This window comes from Mycobacterium sp. 1245499.0 (assembly GCF_001673615.1).
In the GTDB taxonomy this organism is placed as follows: Bacteria; Actinomycetota; Actinomycetes; order Mycobacteriales; family Mycobacteriaceae; genus Mycobacterium; species Mycobacterium europaeum_A.
In genome coordinates this window covers 1-18,329 of the sequence record NZ_LZMG01000406.1, presented here as the reverse complement: position 1 = coordinate 18,329, position 18,329 = coordinate 1, and the positions used below count along the sequence as shown (strand labels likewise).

The 18,329-nt window shown below is 68.8% G+C and carries 14 protein-coding genes and 2 pseudogenes; 7 read left to right on the top strand and 9 right to left on the bottom strand.

The window, feature by feature from the left end; genetic code table 11:
- Both A5646_RS25555 and A5646_RS25550 read right to left on the bottom strand, forming a co-directional pair.
- Positions 1-1,101, bottom strand: a 1,101-nt coding sequence (locus A5646_RS25555; protein WP_067025208.1) for an FAD-binding oxidoreductase, incomplete at its 3' end; no start/stop codon positions are given.
- Positions 1,102-1,121: 20 nt separating this feature from the next.
- Positions 1,122-2,369 (bottom strand): MFS transporter, encoded by a 1,248-nt coding sequence (locus A5646_RS25550; RefSeq protein WP_067025205.1) that lies wholly within the window; start codon positions 2,367-2,369, stop codon positions 1,122-1,124.
- A 69-nt stretch (positions 2,370-2,438) separates the two neighbouring features.
- Between A5646_RS25550 and A5646_RS25545 the strand changes: the two genes are divergently transcribed.
- The 3 genes from A5646_RS25545 to A5646_RS25535 are packed head-to-tail and all read left to right on the top strand — an operon-like array spanning position 2,439 to position 5,468.
- A complete protein-coding gene (locus A5646_RS25545) occupies positions 2,439-3,266 on the top strand; it encodes a uracil-DNA glycosylase (protein ID WP_066880342.1) in 828 nt (275 codons plus the stop codon).
- On the top strand, positions 3,263-4,393 hold the full coding sequence (locus A5646_RS25540; RefSeq protein ID WP_066863919.1) for an FAD-binding protein: 1,131 nt from the start codon (positions 3,263-3,265) through the stop codon (positions 4,391-4,393). Before A5646_RS25545 ends, A5646_RS25540 begins: the two co-directional genes overlap by 4 nt.
- Positions 4,394-4,436: 43 nt before the next feature.
- Complete coding sequence (locus tag A5646_RS25535; RefSeq protein WP_066880344.1) at positions 4,437-5,468, top strand: LLM class flavin-dependent oxidoreductase; 1,032 nt, start codon at positions 4,437-4,439, stop codon at positions 5,466-5,468.
- A gap of 18 nt (positions 5,469-5,486) precedes the next feature.
- Here the strand turns inward: A5646_RS25535 and A5646_RS25530 are convergent, their stop codons facing one another.
- Positions 5,487-9,356 carry a bifunctional diguanylate cyclase/phosphodiesterase gene (locus tag A5646_RS25530; RefSeq protein WP_067025202.1) on the bottom strand — a complete coding sequence of 1,290 codons (3,870 nt, stop codon included), beginning with the start codon at positions 9,354-9,356 and terminating at the stop codon, positions 5,487-5,489.
- 199 nt (positions 9,357-9,555) lie between these two features.
- Positions 9,556-9,990, bottom strand: a complete 435-nt coding sequence (locus A5646_RS25525; RefSeq protein WP_066863937.1) for an HIT family protein — start codon at positions 9,988-9,990, stop codon at positions 9,556-9,558.
- Between the two features lie 125 nt (positions 9,991-10,115).
- On the opposite strand from A5646_RS25525, the gene A5646_RS25520 reads away from it, so the two are divergent.
- The gene (locus tag A5646_RS25520) at positions 10,116-11,459 is read left to right on the top strand and encodes an amidase (RefSeq protein ID WP_067025211.1); all 1,344 of its coding nucleotides are present in this window, start codon (positions 10,116-10,118) and stop codon (positions 11,457-11,459) included.
- Here the strand turns inward: A5646_RS25520 and A5646_RS28590 are convergent.
- Positions 11,456-11,575: pseudogene (locus A5646_RS28590) on the bottom strand (DNA-deoxyinosine glycosylase); the annotation flags it as partial. The gene A5646_RS25520 and the pseudogene A5646_RS28590 overlap by 4 nt on opposite strands.
- Before the next feature lie 32 nt (positions 11,576-11,607).
- Here A5646_RS28590 and A5646_RS25515 point away from each other — a divergent pair.
- Together A5646_RS25515 and A5646_RS25510 are read left to right on the top strand one after the other, a co-directional pair.
- Positions 11,608-12,738: an adenylate/guanylate cyclase domain-containing protein gene (locus A5646_RS25515; RefSeq protein ID WP_156748768.1), complete on the top strand. Its 1,131-nt coding sequence runs from the start codon at positions 11,608-11,610 to the stop codon at positions 12,736-12,738.
- 334 nt (positions 12,739-13,072) lie between these two features.
- The gene (locus A5646_RS25510) at positions 13,073-13,654 is read left to right on the top strand and encodes a hypothetical protein (RefSeq protein WP_067025197.1); all 582 of its coding nucleotides are present in this window, start codon (positions 13,073-13,075) and stop codon (positions 13,652-13,654) included.
- Between the two features lie 15 nt (positions 13,655-13,669).
- Here A5646_RS25510 and A5646_RS25505 read toward each other — a convergent pair whose 3' ends face one another.
- The 4 genes and pseudogenes from A5646_RS25505 to A5646_RS30165 form a co-directional block, all read right to left on the bottom strand.
- A complete protein-coding gene (locus tag A5646_RS25505; protein WP_066880349.1) occupies positions 13,670-15,535 on the bottom strand; it encodes a serine/threonine-protein kinase PknH/PknJ in 1,866 nt (621 codons plus the stop codon).
- 174 nt (positions 15,536-15,709) lie between these two features.
- Positions 15,710-16,849, bottom strand: coding sequence for a BTAD domain-containing putative transcriptional regulator (locus A5646_RS25500; RefSeq protein ID WP_066871627.1), 1,140 nt, complete (start codon positions 16,847-16,849; stop codon positions 15,710-15,712).
- A 298-nt stretch (positions 16,850-17,147) separates the two neighbouring features.
- Positions 17,148-17,840: a hypothetical protein gene (locus tag A5646_RS25495; RefSeq protein WP_067025194.1), complete on the bottom strand. Its 693-nt coding sequence runs from the start codon at positions 17,838-17,840 to the stop codon at positions 17,148-17,150.
- Positions 17,841-18,018: 178 nt separating this feature from the next.
- A pseudogene (locus A5646_RS30165) lies at positions 18,019-18,168 on the bottom strand (DUF732 domain-containing protein); the annotation flags it as partial.
- On the opposite strand from A5646_RS30165, the gene A5646_RS30160 reads away from it, so the two are divergent.
- A partial coding sequence (locus A5646_RS30160) for a DUF732 domain-containing protein (protein ID WP_231998474.1) occupies positions 18,116-18,329 on the top strand: 214 nt, incomplete at its 3' end. The pseudogene A5646_RS30165 and the gene A5646_RS30160 overlap by 53 nt on opposite strands.

Sequence of the window (18,329 nt, the reverse complement as noted above, 5' to 3'; positions counted from 1 at the left end):
GATCACCGAGATCATCAGGTCGCGTTCGGCGGCGATGCGCGCGATCCCGGTCACCAGGCGGCCCAGCGCCGGCAGCGGCACGCCGACGTCCTCGAGCAGGAGCGACCCCTTGGCTTCGACGGCCGGGATGCAGAACCGCCGGGCCACGACGAACGCCTCGCCCTCGTCGGGATCGTCGGTCGAAAAGACTTCCGTCGCAGCGTGTTCCGCGAATACCTCGGCCATGATCTCGGCGTCCTCGCTGCCGGCGCGGCCGCGCTCGTCCGATCCGGCCACCAGCATGGCGGCCGCCTCGCGGTCGAGATCCATGCGCAGGGTGTCCTCGACGGCGTTGATCGCCACCGAATCCATGAACTCCAGCATCGAGGGACGAAGCCGCGCGGTGACGCCGAGCACCGCCTCGACCGCATCCTCGACCGTGGCGAAGCTCGCCACCACGATGCTGGACGCGTTCTGCTTGGGCACCAGCCGCAGGGTCACCTCGGTGACGACGCCCAGGGTGCCCTCGCTGCCGACGAACAGCTTGGTCAGCGACAGGCCCGCAACGTCCTTCAACCGTGGCCCGCCCAGCCGCACGGCCGTCCCGTCGGCCAGCACGACCTGCATGCCCAGCACGTAGTCGGTGGTGACGCCGTACTTCACGCAGCACAGCCCGCCGGCGTTGGTGGCGATGTTGCCGCCGATGCTGCAGATCTCGAACGACGACGGATCGGGCGGATACCACAGGCCGTGCTCGGCGACGGCCTTCTTCACCTCGGCGTTGAACAGTCCCGGCTGGCATACGGCGGTGCGGGTCACCGGGTCGACGGTGATGTCGCGCATCTTCTCGGTGGACAGCACGATGCCGTCGTCCAGCGCGGTCGCCCCGCCGGACAGGCCGCTGCCGGCACCGCGGGTCACGACGGGCACCCGGTGGGCGGTGGCCCAGCGCAGCACGGTCTGCACGTCTTCGGTGCGCCGCGGCCGCACCACGGCCAGCGGCTTGCCGGCCGACGGGTCGAAGGCGCGGTCCTGGCGATAACCCTCGGTGACGGTCGGGTCGGTGACCACCATGCCGTCGGGCAGATCTGCGATCAGGCTGGCCAGGGCGTCAGAGCTCACGGCCCGATCCTAAGCCCGTGTCACGGGCCGGGGTCCTCGGCGAACTCCGGCGCGCGGTCCAGTTCCCGCAGCGACGGCAGCCGGCAGGCCGCCAAGCCGATCAGCAGGATCGGTACCGCCAGCGCCAGGAACGTGACCTTCAGCCCGGCGGCGTCGGCCAGCGGGCCCGCGACCAGCAAGCCCAACGGTCCCGCGGCGTACGTCAGGCCCGACATCACCCCGACCACCCGACCGCGCAGCCGATGCGGCGCGCGGGTCTGCATGACGTAGTTGTAGATCGGTTGGATGGGGCCGTAGACCAGGCCGGTTACGCCGCACAACACCAGGATCACCGGCAATGGGGGCAGGAACGCGATGCCGGCCGTCGCGGCACCGAAGGTGAGGGTCGCGGTCAGCACCGCCGTGCGCCGCCGGGTGTATCTCGACACCACGGCGTAGCCGAGCGCGCCCACCACGCCGCCGACCCCGAGCGCCATCAGCGCCCACCCCAACTGGGCGGGTTGGTGCTGGTCGGCGAAATACTTTGGAAACAACACGCTTTCCATCGGCAGGTACAGCGCGGTGACGAACAAGTCGATCAAGCCTAGGGTGCGCAGCACGCGCAGGTTCCAGACGAACCGCATCCCCTCGGCGACGCCGGAAACCAGTCCCACCGGGCGGCTCGCCTCCTGTGGCCTTCCGGCGCCTTCCAGCCGCAGCCCCCCGATCGCCAGGAAGGACAAGCCGAAACAGCCCGCCGTGACCCACATCGTGTTGATGCCGCCCAGCGTGGCGATCATCAACCCGCCGATGCCGGGGCCCAGGATCAAGGCCAAATTCAGGATCGCCTCGTAGCTGCTGTTGGTGCGGTCCAGGGACCAGCCCGCGCGGGCGGCCGCCTCAGGCAGCATCGACTGACGCGCCGTGGTCCCGGCGGGATCGAAGGCGGCCGCGCAGCAGGCCAACACAGCCAACTCGGCGACGTTGATTGCTTCGGCGCCGAAGAACCAAGCGGTCAGCGGCACACCGATGACCGCCATGCCGGACAGGGAATCGGAGACCAGCGACACCCGGCGGCGTCCGAAGAAATCGACCGCGGTGCCGGCGATCAGCGTGGAGAGCACCAACGGCAGCGTCATGGCAGCGGCCACGATCGAGGCGTCCTTGGCGCTGTCGTGGTGCTGCAGTGCCAACCATGGGAAGGCCACGATCGAAATGCCGGTGCCCGTCGTTGCAAGCAGCGTCGCGAACAGGATCAGGGACGCCGGGCCGCGGCTCGTATGGCTCATGAATATCGCGGGAAATCTAACCGCAAACCGGCGGCGCGAGCCACTGGATTTCGTGGTCACCCTGACGGAATGCAGGATGTTGATGTGCTCGCCCACCCACGTACCGGCCAGGAGTTCGGCTCACCGGTCGGTGCCGGCACCGGATGGCCGGGCGATCCGGCCACCCCGCAGACCCCCGTGGCGGGCGACGCCGCCGCGGTCGCCGAACTCGCCGAGCGCGCCGGCTCGATTCCCGAAATCGACGCTCTGGTCAGCGTCTGCCGGGCCTGCCCGCGGCTGGTCGACTGGCGCGAGGACGTCGCCGTCGTCAAGCGTCGGGCCTTTGCCGACCAACCGTATTGGGGGAGACCGGTGCCCAGCTGGGGGTCGGCGCGGCCCCGCTTGCTGATCGTCGGATTGGCGCCCGCCGCCCACGGCGCCAACCGGACGGGACGGATGTTCACCGGCGACCGCTCGGGCGACCAGTTGTACGCGGCGCTGTACCGGGCCGGGCTGGTGAACCAACCGACCAGCGTCGACGCCGCGGATGGCTTGCGGACCAAGCACATTCGCATCGTCGCGCCGGTGCGGTGCGCGCCTCCCGCCAACGCGCCGACGCCGCAGGAGCGCGACACCTGCTGGCCCTGGCTGCGGGCCGAATGGCGGTTGGTCTCCGCGGATGTTCGCGTGGTGGTGGCCCTAGGCGGATTCGGCTGGCAGATCGCGCTGCGGCTACCGGGCACCACGACCGGGCGAAAGCCCCGGTTCGGCCACGGCGTCGTCGCTGATCTCGCGCCCGGTGTACGACTGCTCGGCTGCTACCACCCAAGCCAGCAAAACATGTTCACCGGTAGGTTGACACCAGCAATGCTCGACGACGTCTTCCGTGACGCTAAGGAACTGGCAGGAATCAAGTGACCGACGTTCTGGTATCCGGCGCCAGCGTGGCTGGTGCGGCGGCCGCGTTTTGGCTTGGGCAGCATGGCTTTTCAGTCACCGTGGTGGAGCGCCATCGGGGGCCGCGGCCGGGCGGTCAGGCGATCGACGTGCGGGGGCCGGCGCTGACGGTGCTCGACCGGATGGGGCTGCTGGGCGCCGCCCAAAAGCGCAAGACGCAAATCCGGGGCTCGTCGGTCGTCGACCGTGACGGCAACGAGTTGTCCCGGGACACCGAGTCGACACCGACCGGTGGCGCCATCGACAGTCCCAACATCGAGCTGTTGCGCGACGATTTGGTCGAATTGCTTTACGGCGCAAGCCAATGGTCGGCCGAATACCTCTTCGACGACACCATCACCGCCCTGGACGACGACGGGACGGCGGTCCGCGTGACCTTCGAGCACGCCGCGCCGCGCAGTTTCGACCTGGTCATCGGCGCCGACGGATTGCATTCCAACGTGCGGCGTTTGGTCTTCGGGCCCGAAGACGACTTCATCGAGAGGCTGGGCACCCACGCGGCGATCTTCACCGTGCCCAATTTTCTGGACCTGGACTACTGGCAGATGTGGCACTACGGCGACTCCACCATGGCGGGGGTATACAGCGCGCGTAACAACGCCGAGGCGCGGGCCATGTTGGGCTTCATGGACACCGATCTGCGGATCGACTATCGCGACACCGAGGCCCAATTCGCCGAGCTTGCGCGGCGGATGGCCGACGACGGCTGGGTCCGTCCGCAACTGCTGGAGTACATGCGCAGCGCGCCGGACTTCTACTTCGACGAGATGTCGCAGATCAAGATGGATCGCTGGGCGCGGGGCCGGGTGGCGCTGGTCGGTGACGCCGGCTACTGCTGCTCGCCCCTGTCGGGCCAGGGCACCAGCGTCGCGCTGCTGGGTGCCTACATCTTGGCCGGCGAACTCAAGGCGGCCACCGAGGGCGAGACGCTCGACCATGCGGCCGGCTTCGCCAACTACCACCGCGAGTTCAGCGACTACGTCAAGCGCAACCAATGGCTGGTCGTGGACAACATTCCGGGCGGCGCGCCGATACCCCAGGAGGTGTTCGACCGCATCGTCGCCTCGATCACCCTCAAGGAGTACTGAGCCGAGCGGGAACGTTTGCCGGCCCGCGCGCGTTGACGCCAACGTGCGTCTTTCCGTCCTTGATCTCATCCCGGTGCGCACCGACCAGACCACCGGCGACGCGCTGGCGGCCACCGTGCAACTGGCCCAGGCCGCGGATCGGCTGGGCTTCACCCGCTACTGGGTCGCCGAGCACCACAACATGCCGTCGGTGGGTGCCACCAGCCCACCGGTGGTGCTCGCCTACCTGGCCGCGCAGACCGCGCAGCTTCGGCTCGGCTCGGGTGGCGTGATGCTGCCCAACCACGCGCCGCTGGCGGTCGCCGAGCAGTTCGCGCTGCTGGAGGCCGCCGCCCCAGGCCGCATCGACCTCGGCATCGGCCGCGCACCCGGCTCCGATCCGGTGACGTCGTATGCGCTGCGCGGCGGTCGGGACGATCGTGACATCGAGAACTTCCCGGAGTATCTCGACGACGTGGCGGCGCTGATGAGCGCTCGCGGCGTGCGGGTTCCGCTGCGCTCGGGTGACTACACCCTCAAGGCCACCCCGGCCGCGGCGGGCGAACCGCGGCTATGGCTGTTGGGTTCGTCGATGTACTCGGCGCATCTGGCCGCCGCCAAGGGGTTGCCGTATGTGTTCGCACATCACTTCTCCGGCAACGGAACCGAAGAGGCGCTCGAGGTCTACCGTGCGCGATTCAAGCCCAGCGAGCTGACCGCCGAGCCGCTGACCTTCCTGACGGTGAACGCCGCCGTGGCCGAAACCCGCGAGGAGGCAACGGCTTTGATGTTGCCCAACCTGCAGATGATGGCCCGGTTGCGGACCGGGCAGCCGCTCGGGCCGGTGCCGCTGGTCGAGGAGGCCGCGGTCGCCCAGTTGACCGGCCAGCAGCAGCGGATCGTGGAGAGCGGGCTGCAGCGCGCCGTCCTGGGGGCGCCGGCGGAGGCCGCCGAGCAGATCCGGGCACTGGCCGACCGGTTCGGCGTCGACGAAGTCATGGTCAACCCGGTGGCATCGGCGCGCCGCGGCACCGATCCCAGCACCGGCCCGGCGCGGGTCGCGACGCTGGAACTGCTGGCCAAAGAGCTGTTCTGACACCGCCGGCGGTGACGCTCACCCGTTGGACTGGCTCGGGTGCGGATTGGGTGCGTGGTTGGCGATCCAGTCCCGCAGGTCATCCGGCGGCAACGGCGGGGTGTGCACGAAGCCCTGGGTGATGGTGCAGCCATACCGGCGCAGGGCGTTCAGGGTGGCCTCGTTCTCGACCCCCTCGGCCACCAGGTCGGCGCCCAGATTGGACGCCAGCGCCACCGTCGAGCGCACGATGGCCACCGACCGCGCGTCGTGGGCCAAGCGCGCCACGAAAATCCGGTCGAGCTTCAGCTCGTCGACCGAAACCTCTTGCAGCCGAGCCAGAGACGACCAGCCGGTGCCGTAATCGTCGAGCGAGATCCGGATTCCCAGGCTCTGCAGCGCGGCGACGGTGTTGCGGGAACGCACCGAGTCCACCAGCGCGCTCTCGGTGATCTCGAGGATCAACGCCTCGGCGGGCAGGTCGTAATTGGCGAGCAGCCGCTCGACGGTGCCGACGAGTTCGATGTCCAGCAGGTTGGTCGTCGACAGGTTCACCGCGACGGTGAGCGGCATGCCCTGCTCGCGCCAGGAGCGGACCTGCGCGAGAGCCATGCTCAGCGTGCGGTTGGAGATCTTGCGCATCAGCCCGGCGCGTTCGGCGACGGACAGAAACTCCTCCGGCAGCAGTGTCCCGCGGGTGGGGTGCTGCCAACGCAGCACCGCTTCGACGCTGTGGACGCTGCCGTCGCGGCCGTCGATCTTGGGTTGGTAATGCAATTGCAGCTCGTCGGTATCGAACAACGCCGTGCGTAATTCCTCGATCAGGCTGGGGTCGTTGTCGCGATACGCCTCGAACGAGGAGTCGTAGACCGCGATCTTGCTGCGGGCGGATTTGGCGTGCGCCATGGTGATTTCGGCGCGGCTGAGCAGCTCCTCGGGGGAGTCGCAGTGGTCCGGGCACAGCGCGATGGCGATGCGGGCGTCCACCTGCACGGTGATCGGGTCCAAAGCGATTGGCTCGCTGAGGGCTTCGAGCAGGCGACCCGCCGACGCGCTGGCGGCGGTGAGGTTGGCCCCATCCGACAGCAGCACGGCGAACTGGTCTTCCCCCACCCGCGCGAGCAGATCGTCACGACGGACGCAGCCGGCCAACCGGTTTGCGATGTGGCACAGCAGCTCGTCGCCGAACTGTCTACCGATGGAGTCGGTGATCTCGTGGAAATCGCTCAGGCTCAACAACAACAGCGCCCGGCGCGCGTGCGCCCGGGTCGGCATCGACGGGCTGTCCGGTGGCGGCGAAGCGCGCAACCCGGTCAGGGCCGTCGCCAGTGAGCGCCGGTTGGGCAGCGCCGTCAACTCGTCGGTCATGGCGAGTTTGTCGTTGGTCTCCAGCAGGCTGGCGTCCCGGAAGGTCAGCGCGAACCGCCCGGCCGCCACGACCAGGCTCAGCGCCGCCAGCGTCGCCGCGAGCCGCGAATGGTGGGCCAGGACGATCACGGCCAACGCGACCACGGCCGATGCCACCGGAGTGGCGTAGGGCGCGATCCGGCCTCGCGATGGCGGCGTGATCGACGACGATCTGGCCCAGCTCGCCATGGCGATCAGTAATGACGACGCGGCCCAGCAGGCATCCAGCAGGGATCCGCTCCGATACAAGCCGGCCGACGTCTCGAACAGATACGCCGCGTCCGCGAACGCAAACAGGACCAATCCGGCCACCAGCAGCGCCCAGCGAATCTCGTTGCGCCAGCCCAGGATCGGCAACATGCCGGCGGCCAGCGCGAGCAGCACCATATCGCTCCACGGATAGGCGATGCCCACCCACACCGTCGCCGGTGCGCGCACCGCGGCCGCCCCGATCGGACCCGCGGTCAGCGCCGCGGCCACCGCCGCCAACGTCAGGGCGCAGATGAGCGAGTCGAGCTGAACCGGGATCGGCAGCCGCTTGAGCCGTGCCCGCATGAGCAACAGCAGCCCGGCGTAGACGAAGGGGTAGTACGCGAGATACTCCGGATCGGCCACCGACGGGGATCGGCCGCTGGGCACCCACAGGGCATAGACGACGTCGCCCACGGCCGAGCACGCCATACCGGCGGCGATCAGCGCCCAGGCCAACCGGTCGGCCGGAACCCGGTACGCGCGTAGGGCGATCAGTCCGGCCGCCACCACGGTCAGCGCCGTGTACAGGGCGGCGGCGGAGAGGATGCCGTGCCCGGCATTGGGGCGGACAACGCTGGACACGGCGAAGGCGACCACCCCGATCGCCAGCAGCACCAGGGCGGTCCGGACGTCTCGTGGGGGCCAGCGGACGGCGTCGGGCGCATCCTCGGGCTGGGCCGCTGTGGCGTTCGCGACCTCGGAGGTGGTTCGGGACTCCGGCGGTGCCTGGCCGTCACCGCCAAGAGCGCGGGCCGCCACCGAGGGTCGGGTCGAACCCGGCGCCGGCGGAAACGCATACGGCAGCGGCAGGTCGGGCATGAAGCTGCGAATGCATTGTCCCCCTTCGCGTTTGGCGGCGTACATGGCCAAGTCCGCGTGGCGCAGCAGCTGATCGACCGTGCAGTTCGTCGCGCCGGTGGCCACCGTGAATCCGATGCTCGGCCGCACCGTGATCGGAATGCCCTCGATCAGGATGGCGCCGGTGAAGGCGTCGAGAATCCGATGCGCGGCCGCCTGCGATTCCTCGACGGAGGCTTCGATGACCGCCGCGAATTCGTCGCCGCCGAGCCGGGCGATGGTGCCCTGTTCCCCCAGCGCCGCGGTGAGCCGGCCGGCGACCCGGACCAGGAGTTCGTCCCCGGCCGGATGGCCCAGGGCGTCATTGACCGCCTTGAAGTTGTCGAGGTCCAGACACAACACCGCGATCGGGGTGCCGTCAGGGCGTCGCCGCGCGACGGCCTGGTCCAGTCGGTGCAGGAAAAGCGCCCGGTTGGCCAGGCCGGTCAGGTTGTCGCGGAAGGCCTCCCGCGCGACCTCCGACAGCAGATTCTGGTTCTCGACGAGGACGACGAACTGCCGCGCCAAGACGGCGGCCACCAGGATGCCGAGCGCGGCCAGCATCGGTTCGTGCATCGCGTTGCCCGCCGCATGTCCCCAGCCCACGGTTGCCGCCAGGATTAGCGGCAGGTAGGGCAGCCACAGGCGGGTGCGGAACTCGATCTCGTCCGGCGATGCCGGCGTGGGGTGCTCGTGCACGACGGCCGTTGCGCCCAGCGCCAGCATCGCCAGGCCGGCCACTCGTATCACGTCACCGACATCGCCGGTGTGATAGCTGCCGATGCCGGTGTAGAAGACCAGCATCATGTCGGCGACGCTGATCGTCGCGACGCCGGCGGCGACCAGGCTCCGGCTGGGCCGGTCGCCGGGGCGCGCCCGGGACAGCATCAGGATCGCCGTCGTCAGCAAGACGATGTCGTTGAAGATCTCCGCGAATGTCGCCAGCCGGGTGCCCGTCCGCTCCTGCAGCTGCGCTTCGACCACGAACACCCAGGAGATGACGAACAGCGAGGTCGCCACGATAAGACCGTCGAGCAGCAGCCGCCGGGGGCTGTTGCGGGATAGCTGGGACAGCAGCATCAGCGACACCATGGCGCCGACCGGCCATAGCAGCAGCACGATCTCGGAGGCCGCCGGGTGGGCGGCGTGTTCGACCTCCGGTCGCACGTCGTAGACCGCCCAGATGGTCTCGCCCACCGCCCAGCCGAGCAGGGCCGTTACCAGCGCCAGCCAGCCGTAACGCCGCCGTCCGGACGTGCGACGGGCCGCGCGACCGGCCAATGCCGCGGCGACAACCAGACACACCGCGATGACGAACTCGTTGACCGGCCGAGTCCCGTAGGGGCCGTGCCAGCCCCGCACCGACGACAGCAACAGCAGCAATTCGGCGACGCCGTATGCGGCGGCGAGCATCCAGCCGGCGCGGGGGGGCACCCCCGACCGCCGCCACGGACTTACCGCCCAGCGTTGCATCACCGCTCCAGCCGATCCCCTGCTGTGTGGCGAAGAATGAACAACTTCACCACGCGTTACTGGGCATTAAACCGCTGCTGATGTTCGCCAAGTGCGGCTTTTGCCAGGTTGGGGCGGGGTGCGGCCGTCGCCGTTGGGCTCAATCGGCCTGACTTGCATCGATGCGGGCCAGCGCGTTGCGCAGAATCTGGCCGGTGGCGTCCCGGTCGGGGTCGCGGCGCAGCAGCATTCCCTTGGCCACCGACAGCTTGTCGCCGTTACGGCGGGGCAGAACGTGCAGGTGGATGTGGAACACGGTCTGGAAAGCGGCGCGGCCGTCGTTGACAGCGATGTTGGTGGCGTCGGCCAGTTCGGTGGTCCGCGCGGCCCGGGCGATGCGTTGGCCCAGGGTAACCATCCCGGCCAGGGTCTCCGGCGCGGTGTCGGTGAGATCGACGCTGTGCCGTTTGGGCAGCACCAGCGTGTGGCCACGGGTGAACGGGCGGATGTCGAGGATGGCCAGGTAGTCGTCGTCTTCGTAGATCCGGATGGCCGGGGCTTCGCCGGCGACGATCGCACAGAACACGCAGGACATGTCGCCCACGGTACTGGCTGCTTCGCCATGGCCACGCCGAGACCATCCGGGGCCTGCCTCGAATCGCGGGATACGCTGCCGCGGTGAACGATCTCGCGTTCGCCGGCGCGGCGGCACAAGCGCGCATGCTGGCCGACGGTGAACTGACCGCGCCGGAGTTGCTCGAGGTCTACCTGGAGCGGATAGCGCGGCTGGACAGCCAGCTGCGGTGCTACCGCGTGGTGCTCGCCGATCAAGCTCGTTACGAGGCCGCCGCGGCGCAGGAGCGGCTGGACGCGGGCGAGCGGCTGCCGTTGCTCGGCGTGCCGGTGGCGATCAAAGACGACGTCGACGTCGCCGGGCAGGTGACGACGTTCGGCAGCGGCGGACACCGGCCCGCCGTCACCTCCGATGCCGAGGTGGTGCGCCGGCTGCGCGCCGCGGGTGCGGTGATCATCGGCAAGACCAATGTGCCCGAGCTGATGATGCTGCCCTACACCGAGTCGATGACCTTCGGCGCCACCCGCAACCCGTGGAACCCCACCCGCACCCCGGGCGGCAGCAGCGGGGGAAGCGCCGCCGCGGTCGCCGCCGGGTTGGCGTCGCTGGCCTTGGGATCCGACGGGGGCGGCTCGATTCGCATCCCGGCGACGTGGTGCGGGCTGTTCGGCTTGAAGCCGCAGCGCGACCGGGTGTCGTTGGAACCGCACGACGATGCCTGGTACGGGCTGAGCGTCAACGGCCCGATCGCGCGCACGGTGCTGGACGCGGCGGTGTTCCTGGATGCGACGTCGACGGTGCCCGGTCCCGAAGGGGAGTTCGTGACGGCGGCGGGCCGCAGCCCTGGCCGGTTGCGAATTGCGTTGAGCACCAAGGTGCCAACCCCGTTGCCGGTCCGGGTGGGCAAGGCGGAGCTGACGGCGGTCGAGCAGGCCGGTGCGCTGCTGCGCGATCTCGGCCATGACGTCATCAGGGCAGATCCCGAGTATCCGGCCTCGGCGATGTTCGCCAACTATCTGCCCCGATATCTGCGCGGTATCTGCGACGACGCGGACGCGCTGGCCCATCCGGAACGCCTGGAGGCGCGCACCCGCAACATCGCCCGCCTCGGTTCGTTCTTTTCGGACCGGCGGATGGAGGCGATCCGGGCCAACGAGGATGGCGTGGTCTCGCGGATCCAGGCGATCTTCGACGACGTCGACGTCGTCGTCACGCCCGGCACGGCGACGGGCCCGTCGCGCATCGGCGCCTATCAACGCCGCGGTGCGGTGTCGACGCTGCTGAGGGTCGGTCGATACGTTCCCTACCAACAAGTTTGGAACCTGACCGGGCAGCCCGCAGCGGTGGTGCCGTGGGACCTCGACGGCGACCGCCTGCCCTTGTCGGTCCAACTCGTCGGCAGGCCATACGACGAGGCGACGCTGCTGTCGCTGTCGGCGCAGATCGAAGCCGCCCGACCGTGGGCCCTGCGGCGACCGCCGGTGTCATAGCCGCCGCGCCGATTGGCGTAGTACTGGCCGGCCACCAACGATTGCGAGCCCAGGATCAGTGTCCGGGCTCGCTCATCGACGACCGGCGGGAATCCCCGCAGCGGCGGTGCGTTCATCACCCCACATCCTGGCTGGCCCGCGTTGTAGGTTGACGAACGTGCAGGACGGGGCCGACCAGAACATCGACGATTTGCTCGAGGGTCTCGAGGGAACCGCGCGCATCGAGCGCGCCGAATTGGTGCGGTGGCTGCTCGAGCAGGGCATCACCACCGAGGAGATCCGCACCACCAATCCGCCCCTGCTGCTGGCCACCCGCCATCTGATCGGCGATGACGGCACCTACGTGTCCACCCGGGAGATCAGCGAGACCCACGGCATCGACCTGGGGCTGTTGCAGCGCGTGCAGCGCGCGATCGGCCTGGTTCGCGTGGACGACCCCGACGCGGTCGTTCACATGCGCGCCGACGGCGAAGCCGCCGCCTTCGCCCAGCGATTCGTCGAGCTGGGGCTGGATCCCGAGCAGGTGGTTCTCGTGGTTCGGGTGCTGGCCGAAGGCCTGTCGCGGGCCGCCGAAGTCATGCGCTACACGGCGCTCTCGGCGATCATGCGGCCGGGTAACAGCGAGCTCGAAATCGCCAAGGCGTCAAAGGCTTTGGTGGGACAGATCGCGCCCATGCTCGGCCCGATGATCGAGCACATGTTGTTCATGCAGCTGCGCCACATGATGGAAACCGAGGCGATCAACGCCGCGGAGCGGGCCGCCGGCGAGCCGCTGCCCGGGGCGCGCCAGATCACCGTTGCCTTCGCGGATCTGGTCGGCTTCACCCGGATCGGTGAGGCGGTGTCGCCCGAGGAACTGGGACATCTGGCCAACCGGCTGGCCATCCTCGCCCGGGACATGACGGTGCCGCCGGTGCGGTTCATCAAGACCATCGGTGACGCGGTCATGTTCGTCTGCCCTGATCCGCTGCCGCTGCTCGACGTCATCGTCAAGCTGGTCGAGGCCGTCGACACCGACAATGACTTCCCCCGGCTGCGGGCCGGGGTGGCCTCCGGCATGGCGGTCAGCCGGGCCGGCGACTGGTTCGGCAGCCCGGTCAACGTGGCGAGCCGCGTCACCAACGTGGCGCGCCCGGGCACGGTCCTGGTCGCGGATTCGGTCTGGGACGTTATCGGCGACAGCGGTGAGTTCTCCGGTTCATTCGCCGGCGCCCGGCGCCTCAAGGGCATCAAGAACGAGGTGAAGCTCTTCCGCGTGCGGCGCGGCGACGGCGACTGACGGGCCCGCGCTGCCCGGGCGAGAAAGGTGCCCGACGCATGGGCAGGCCCGGTGCGACTCTAGGGGGCGTTTGACGACGTCTTATGCGTGTCCTACGCGGCCGGATTCCTACCCCGTGTTCCAGCGCTTCGAATTGGTCGCTTCCCGGGCCTGCTTCGCTAACCAAAATACGCCGACCAACAGCGCGGATCAACGGTTTTCCGGGGCGGTCCGCGTCGTGGAGAAACGCTTGCGACGGCGTGGCGACACCCGCCCACACGTCCGCGCCGGTGGGTCGTTTCGCTGCCGGTGAAAGGCGGTTCCCTGACAGGTGTAACGGTGTAATCATGTAATCATGAAAGCCCATCACACACAAAGGCGGTACGGCCGCCCCGGCGGCTGGCAGCAAGCCCAGCAACCCGACGCCAGCGACGCCGCGGAGTGGTTCGCCGGACGTCTCCCGGAAAGCTGGTTCGACGGCGACCCCACGGTGGTCGTCGACCGCGAAGAGATCACCGTCATCGGCAAGCTCCCGGACCCGGACAGCGCGGAAGGCGAAGCGAGCGAGGCTCGCGCGGCCGGACGGGCGTCGCGGTTCCGCGAGGACACCCGCTCGGAGCGCATGCGCATCGCCGACGAAGCGCAGGATCGCTACGGCCGCAAGGTCTCCTGGGGTGTCGAGGTCGCTTCCACGGCCGGCACCGAGCGAATCCTGTTCACCCACATCGCCGTACCGGTCATGACGCGGCTGAAGCAACCCGAACGCCAGGTGCTCGACACGCTGGTGGACGCCGGCGTCGCCCGGTCCCGCGCCGACGCTCTGGCCTGGTCGGTCAAGCTGGTCGGCGAGCACGCCGAAGAGTGGCTGGCCAAACTGCGCGGCGCCATGTCGGCCGTCGACGACCTACGCGCGCAGGGCCCCGATCTGCAGTCCTGACAAGGCCGTAGCGCCTCAGCCCTCGGGCTTCTCGCTGTCGATCTTGGCGACGATCTTGTCGGCGATCTGGGCGCCCTGATCGCTGATGTGGTACCCGCAGGCGTTGATGTCGACGACCACGTTGTTGGCCACGCTGAGCGCGCGCTGGCACTCCCAGCCGTCGGCGCCCTCCTGGGTGTCCATCAGCGTGATCTTCGGTGGACTGCCCTGAAGCTGCGCGAACGTCCACCGATAGGTCTTGCTCTTGTTGGTGACGGTCACCGTCTTGCCGGCGCAGCCTTTCCACTTGTCCGCGGAGGTCTGCACGAAACTCTTGGCCTTGTCGGCGGAGGGAAACAGCACCACGGCCTGGTTGACCCAGTGGTCGTAGTTGTCGCCCGCCTCCGAGGACACCAGGCCGCTGACCGCCGAGTAGCCGGTGCCCGCATAGACCGGGTCCTGCGTGGTGTACAGCGCCCCCTGGCAATCGGGCGCGGAGACCGTCACCGAGGAGCTGTCCGTCGACGTGATGGGTTTGCCCGGCTGCATCGACGACGAGCCCATCACACCGTTGATGTCGGCCGGGCCGAGCAGCAGGCCGCTGAGGCGTTCGGGGCCCAGCGGGGCGGCCTGCGGTGGTTCCGGCTTGGGGCGAACGACAAGCCAGATGCCGACCCCGGTCGCGATCACGACGAGCACCACGGCGACGGCCGCGATGATCGGCCAGATCGAGCGGTGCGGTTTGGGCGGGGGCTGACCCCAGGGCGTCGAACTGGTGAACTGGGGCGGCGCGCCCCAGTTGGCATTGGTGCCTTGGTAATACGGCTGACCGGCCGCCGGGATCGGCCCGCTGGTCGGGGTCCACGCCTGACCGCCGTGCGCCGGTATCGGACCGGAACTGGGGGCCGACGGCGGGTCGAACGGCGACGGCGGCGGGGTGTTGAACGTCGGCCCGAACGGCTGCGGGGGCGCCGCGGCGGCGTGGGCTCCCGCGCCGGGGTAGTCGGCGGCGGGCAGTGCGGCTTCCTGGCTGCGGCGCAAGATGGTGGCGGCGCGGTCCTGGTCGGGGTTGCTCAACGCTTCCTTGGCGGCCAGGGCCAGATCACCCGCGCTGGCATAGCGATCCTCCGGCTTCTTGGCCATGCCGCGGGCGATCACCACATCGAAGGCCTTCGGGACCCCTGGGCGCTGCGCGCTGGGCGCGGGAATTGGGTCCATCATGTGAGCGGAGACCAGCACCCCGGCGCTGTCGGCGCGGTAGGGCGGCGTGCCGGTCAAGCACTCGAACAGCACGCAGGCCAGCGCGTAGATGTCGGCGCGATAGGTGACTTCCGCGTCCGAAAACCGTTCTGGCGCCATGTATTTCCAGGTGCCGACCGCGGTGCCGAGCTGCGTCAGCTTCTCGTCGGTGGTGGCGCTGGCGATGCCGAAGTCGACCAGGTAGGCGAAGTCGTCGCGGGTGATGAGAATGTTCTGCGGTTTGATGTCGCGGTGCATCACCCCGGCGGCGTGCGCGGCATCGAGCGCCGACGCGATCTGGGTGATGATGGCGACCGCGCGCGGTGGAGTCAGCGGGCCGAAGCGTTTGAGCACGCTGTCCAGGTCGGTGCCCTCGACCAAACGCATCTCGAGAAACATCTGGCCGTCGATTTCGCCGTAGTCGTGCACCGGCACCACGTGCGGTTCCTGCAAACGACCGGCGGTGCGGGCTTCGCGTTTCAACCGCTCGCGAAACACCGGGTCCCGGCTGAAGCTTTCGGACAGGAGTTTGACCGCGACCGTCCACTCTTTGACGGTGTGTTCGGCCTCGTAGACCTCACCCATCCCACCGCGGCCCAGCAGCCGCTTTAGGTGGTAGGGGCCAAACATCGACCCCGCCCGTGAGGACTGCTCGTCACTCATTCCTCATCCTTCCAACCCAACCCCTAGCCTGCCGGTCTCGTTCGAGACTTTGCGGGCAGACACACGATCGCAACCCGTGACTGAGCAATCATGACGGTAAGCGCGCAGGCGTCCCACCGCACGATAACGGGAACAATCGCCGCGCGTGTCAGCGCGGGTCGGCTCGCCGTGCTCTCAGGCCTCGTCTTCGTGGTCAGCGGCGACCTGGAAGGTGAATTCGTGGTCGCAGATCCGCACGCGGTCGCCGTCCCGCAGGGCGGCTGCGGAACGGATCCGTTGCTCCCGCACGTGCACGCCGTTCGAGGACCGCAGGTCGTCGATGATGTAACCGTTTCCGGTGTCGACGATGACGGCATGATGCCGGCTGACCTTGGGGGAGTCGAGCACGATGTCGTTGTCGCCTAGCCGCCCAATGGTTGTCGATCCCCGCAGCGGATAACTGCGTCCGGACACCTCGTGCAGATAAGCGGCCACCTTGTCGTCGGTCGGGTAGTGCTCAAGCACGGTGATCGCGACCGCCGCGGTCGTCATGGCGTTCTTCTTCACGTCCAGCGGCTCTTGGCGCAGGATCTGGTCGTTGAGGGCGCGCAGGTTCTGGCCGGGGTCGATCCCGAGGTCATCGGCCAGCGATTTCTGCACGCGCCGATAGGCCGCCAACGCGTCGGATTGGCGGTCGGCGAGGTAGTAGGCGGTCATCAATTGGGCCCACAGCTGCTCGCGGTAAGGATGCTCGGCCGTCAGGGCTTCCAGTTCGGTGATCACGGTAAAGGCGCGTCCGCAGGCAATTTCGGCCTCGGCCTGCGCGGTGTGAGCCAGGATCTTCTCCTCGACCAGCGACGCGGTGAAGGCGTCGACGAAGCGAAGGCCGTCCAGGTCCTCGAGCACCGGGCCGCGCCATTCGGCCAGGGCGGCCGAAAGGTGCTGACTGGCCTGCTCGAACCGGCCGGCGGCCGCCGCCTGCACGCCAGCGGTCTTCTCGGCGATGAACCGGCCCAGATCGCAACGGTCGTTGGCGACGTTGAGCCGGTAACCCGGCGGTGCCGCGACCAGCACCGTGCGCGGGTCGATGCCGGCACCGGTCAGCAACTTTCGCAGGTTGGACACGTAGGAGTGGATGCTGGCCCGCGCCCCCGACGGTGGCGACTCGTCCCACAGGGCGGTGATGAGCCGGTCGACGCCGACCGGGTTGTTGCGGTTCATCAGCAGCATCGCCAGCACCGCCCGCTGTTTGGGTGTGCCCAGCGGCACCAGGGTGCCGTCGACGCTCATCTCCAACGGTCCGAGCAGACCGAATTCGAGACGCTTGTCCGCCATCCCGCCTACCAGCCTTTCCGCGTCCGCGGCGTCGGATGCCCTGAGCTCACCATTGTGATTGTGACGCCAAGCGGGCGGATTCGTTACGAATCACGAGAAACCGTCGAGCTCGGACGGCATGTCGTCCAACCATGGCGCCAGCGCGGCGCCGCACCCGGCGCCGGAGGCTGAAATGTGTTCGCACCCAGGGCGATAGTGGGTGCGTCGCACGAATTGAATTGCACCGCCGCCACATATCGGCCACGCGACGCGCTCCGCTCGGTGTTGCGCGCCGCGTGAACCGAATCGCCGGCGGTGACTAGGTGGTGACGACCATCAACTCGTTGCTGGTGTCCCAGGACTCGACGAACAGCTTGATCGGGATTTGCTCGTTGCGGCCTTCGGGTGTGCCGCTGTCGTTGAGGTGGACGATGCCGGCGACGGTGTCGACGCCGGTCACCACCACGGCGTGGTTGGACTCCGGGCGGCCGTCCTTGCCCTTGTCTTCGACGGGCTGGTGCCAGATCAGCTCGGCGTTGAGGCTGACGATCACCTTGTGACCGCCGCCGAGCGCCCGCTCGAGAGCGGCCATTCCGGCCGGGGTGCCGGTTTGCGCGGCGTCGTCCTTGTCGCTGAGGACGGCGCCGATCTTGTACTGGGCGAGCAACTCGGGAATGTCCGCCGTGTTCGCGCCCATTCCGGATTCCGGGTTGCCGGTGGCGGCGGGCTTGGTGTAGATCGAGCCGGGATGCGCAATGCTGGGCGTCGATTGGGCCTTGGCGATGATGTCGTGCTCCGAGGGCGCCACGCCGGTGATCTCGCCGATGACATCGGCACTCGACATCAGCACGCAGTCGTCGTACTGCTGCTGGCGCCAGAATTGGGCGGCGGCGGTCGGGTCGCCGTAGGTGAGTTGGGACGCTGCGGCGCCGGCCGGGGCCGCCACACCGAGCGCGACCGCGCCGGCGGCCACCGCGAGGGTCAGGGTCTTGGCGATGTTGGCGGTCGTCATGGTGTGCCTCTTCTCGTCTCTGGCCGCGTGGGTCGGGGCTGGGCGGGTGTTGAGAAGAGCTTCGAACGTGCGCCTGTTGGACTTCTCTACGAATCCTTGGAGCCGTGCGGGGCGTCGGCTCCCACGGCCGATGGGGGATTCCGACTTTCGAAATCCCCCATGGTGGGTCGTTATTCGCCTAGGCGGGCTGACCGGAGAATTGCGGGCAATAGGCCTGGGTGGCCGCCAAGACCACGTGGGCCGCCTGCGGCGGCGTCAGGCTGGTGTGCCGGAAGATGTCGACGGTGACCGCGGTCGGCGTCTGGCCGGCGGCGAGTTCGGTGCAGACCGCCGACGCGGCGTTCCTGGGCCAGATGCAAAGCCTCGGCGTCACTTTCCCGTCCACCCAAGCCGCCGTGCAGACGGGCCACCAGGTCTGCACCGAGCTCGCCGCCGGCCAGACGCCGACCGCGGTCATCGTCGACATCGTGGGGGACACCAGCCTGACGC

What these genes read in the sequence shown, in the direction of transcription:
- A5646_RS25495 (WP_067025194.1), bottom strand. Translation starts at nt 17,840, where the DNA reads ATGACGACCGCCAACATCGCCAAGACCCTGACCCTCGCGGTGGCCGCC.
- A5646_RS25505 (WP_066880349.1), bottom strand. Translation starts at nt 15,535, where the DNA reads ATGAGTGACGAGCAGTCCTCACGGGCGGGGTCGATGTTTGGCCCCTAC.
- A5646_RS25500 (WP_066871627.1), bottom strand. Translation starts at nt 16,849, where the DNA reads ATGGCGGACAAGCGTCTCGAATTCGGTCTGCTCGGACCGTTGGAGATG.
- A5646_RS25510 (WP_067025197.1), top strand. Translation starts at nt 13,073, where the DNA reads ATGAAAGCCCATCACACACAAAGGCGGTACGGCCGCCCCGGCGGCTGG.
- A5646_RS25530 (WP_067025202.1), bottom strand. Translation starts at nt 9,356, where the DNA reads ATGCTCGCCGCCGCATACGGCGTCGCCGAATTGCTGCTGTTGCTGTCG.
- A5646_RS25550 (WP_067025205.1), bottom strand. Translation starts at nt 2,369, where the DNA reads ATGAGCCATACGAGCCGCGGCCCGGCGTCCCTGATCCTGTTCGCGACG.
- A5646_RS25520 (WP_067025211.1), top strand. Translation starts at nt 10,116, where the DNA reads ATGCTGGCCGACGGTGAACTGACCGCGCCGGAGTTGCTCGAGGTCTAC.
- A5646_RS25525 (WP_066863937.1), bottom strand. Translation starts at nt 9,990, where the DNA reads ATGTCCTGCGTGTTCTGTGCGATCGTCGCCGGCGAAGCCCCGGCCATC.
- A5646_RS25545 (WP_066880342.1), top strand. Translation starts at nt 2,439, where the DNA reads ATGCAGGATGTTGATGTGCTCGCCCACCCACGTACCGGCCAGGAGTTC.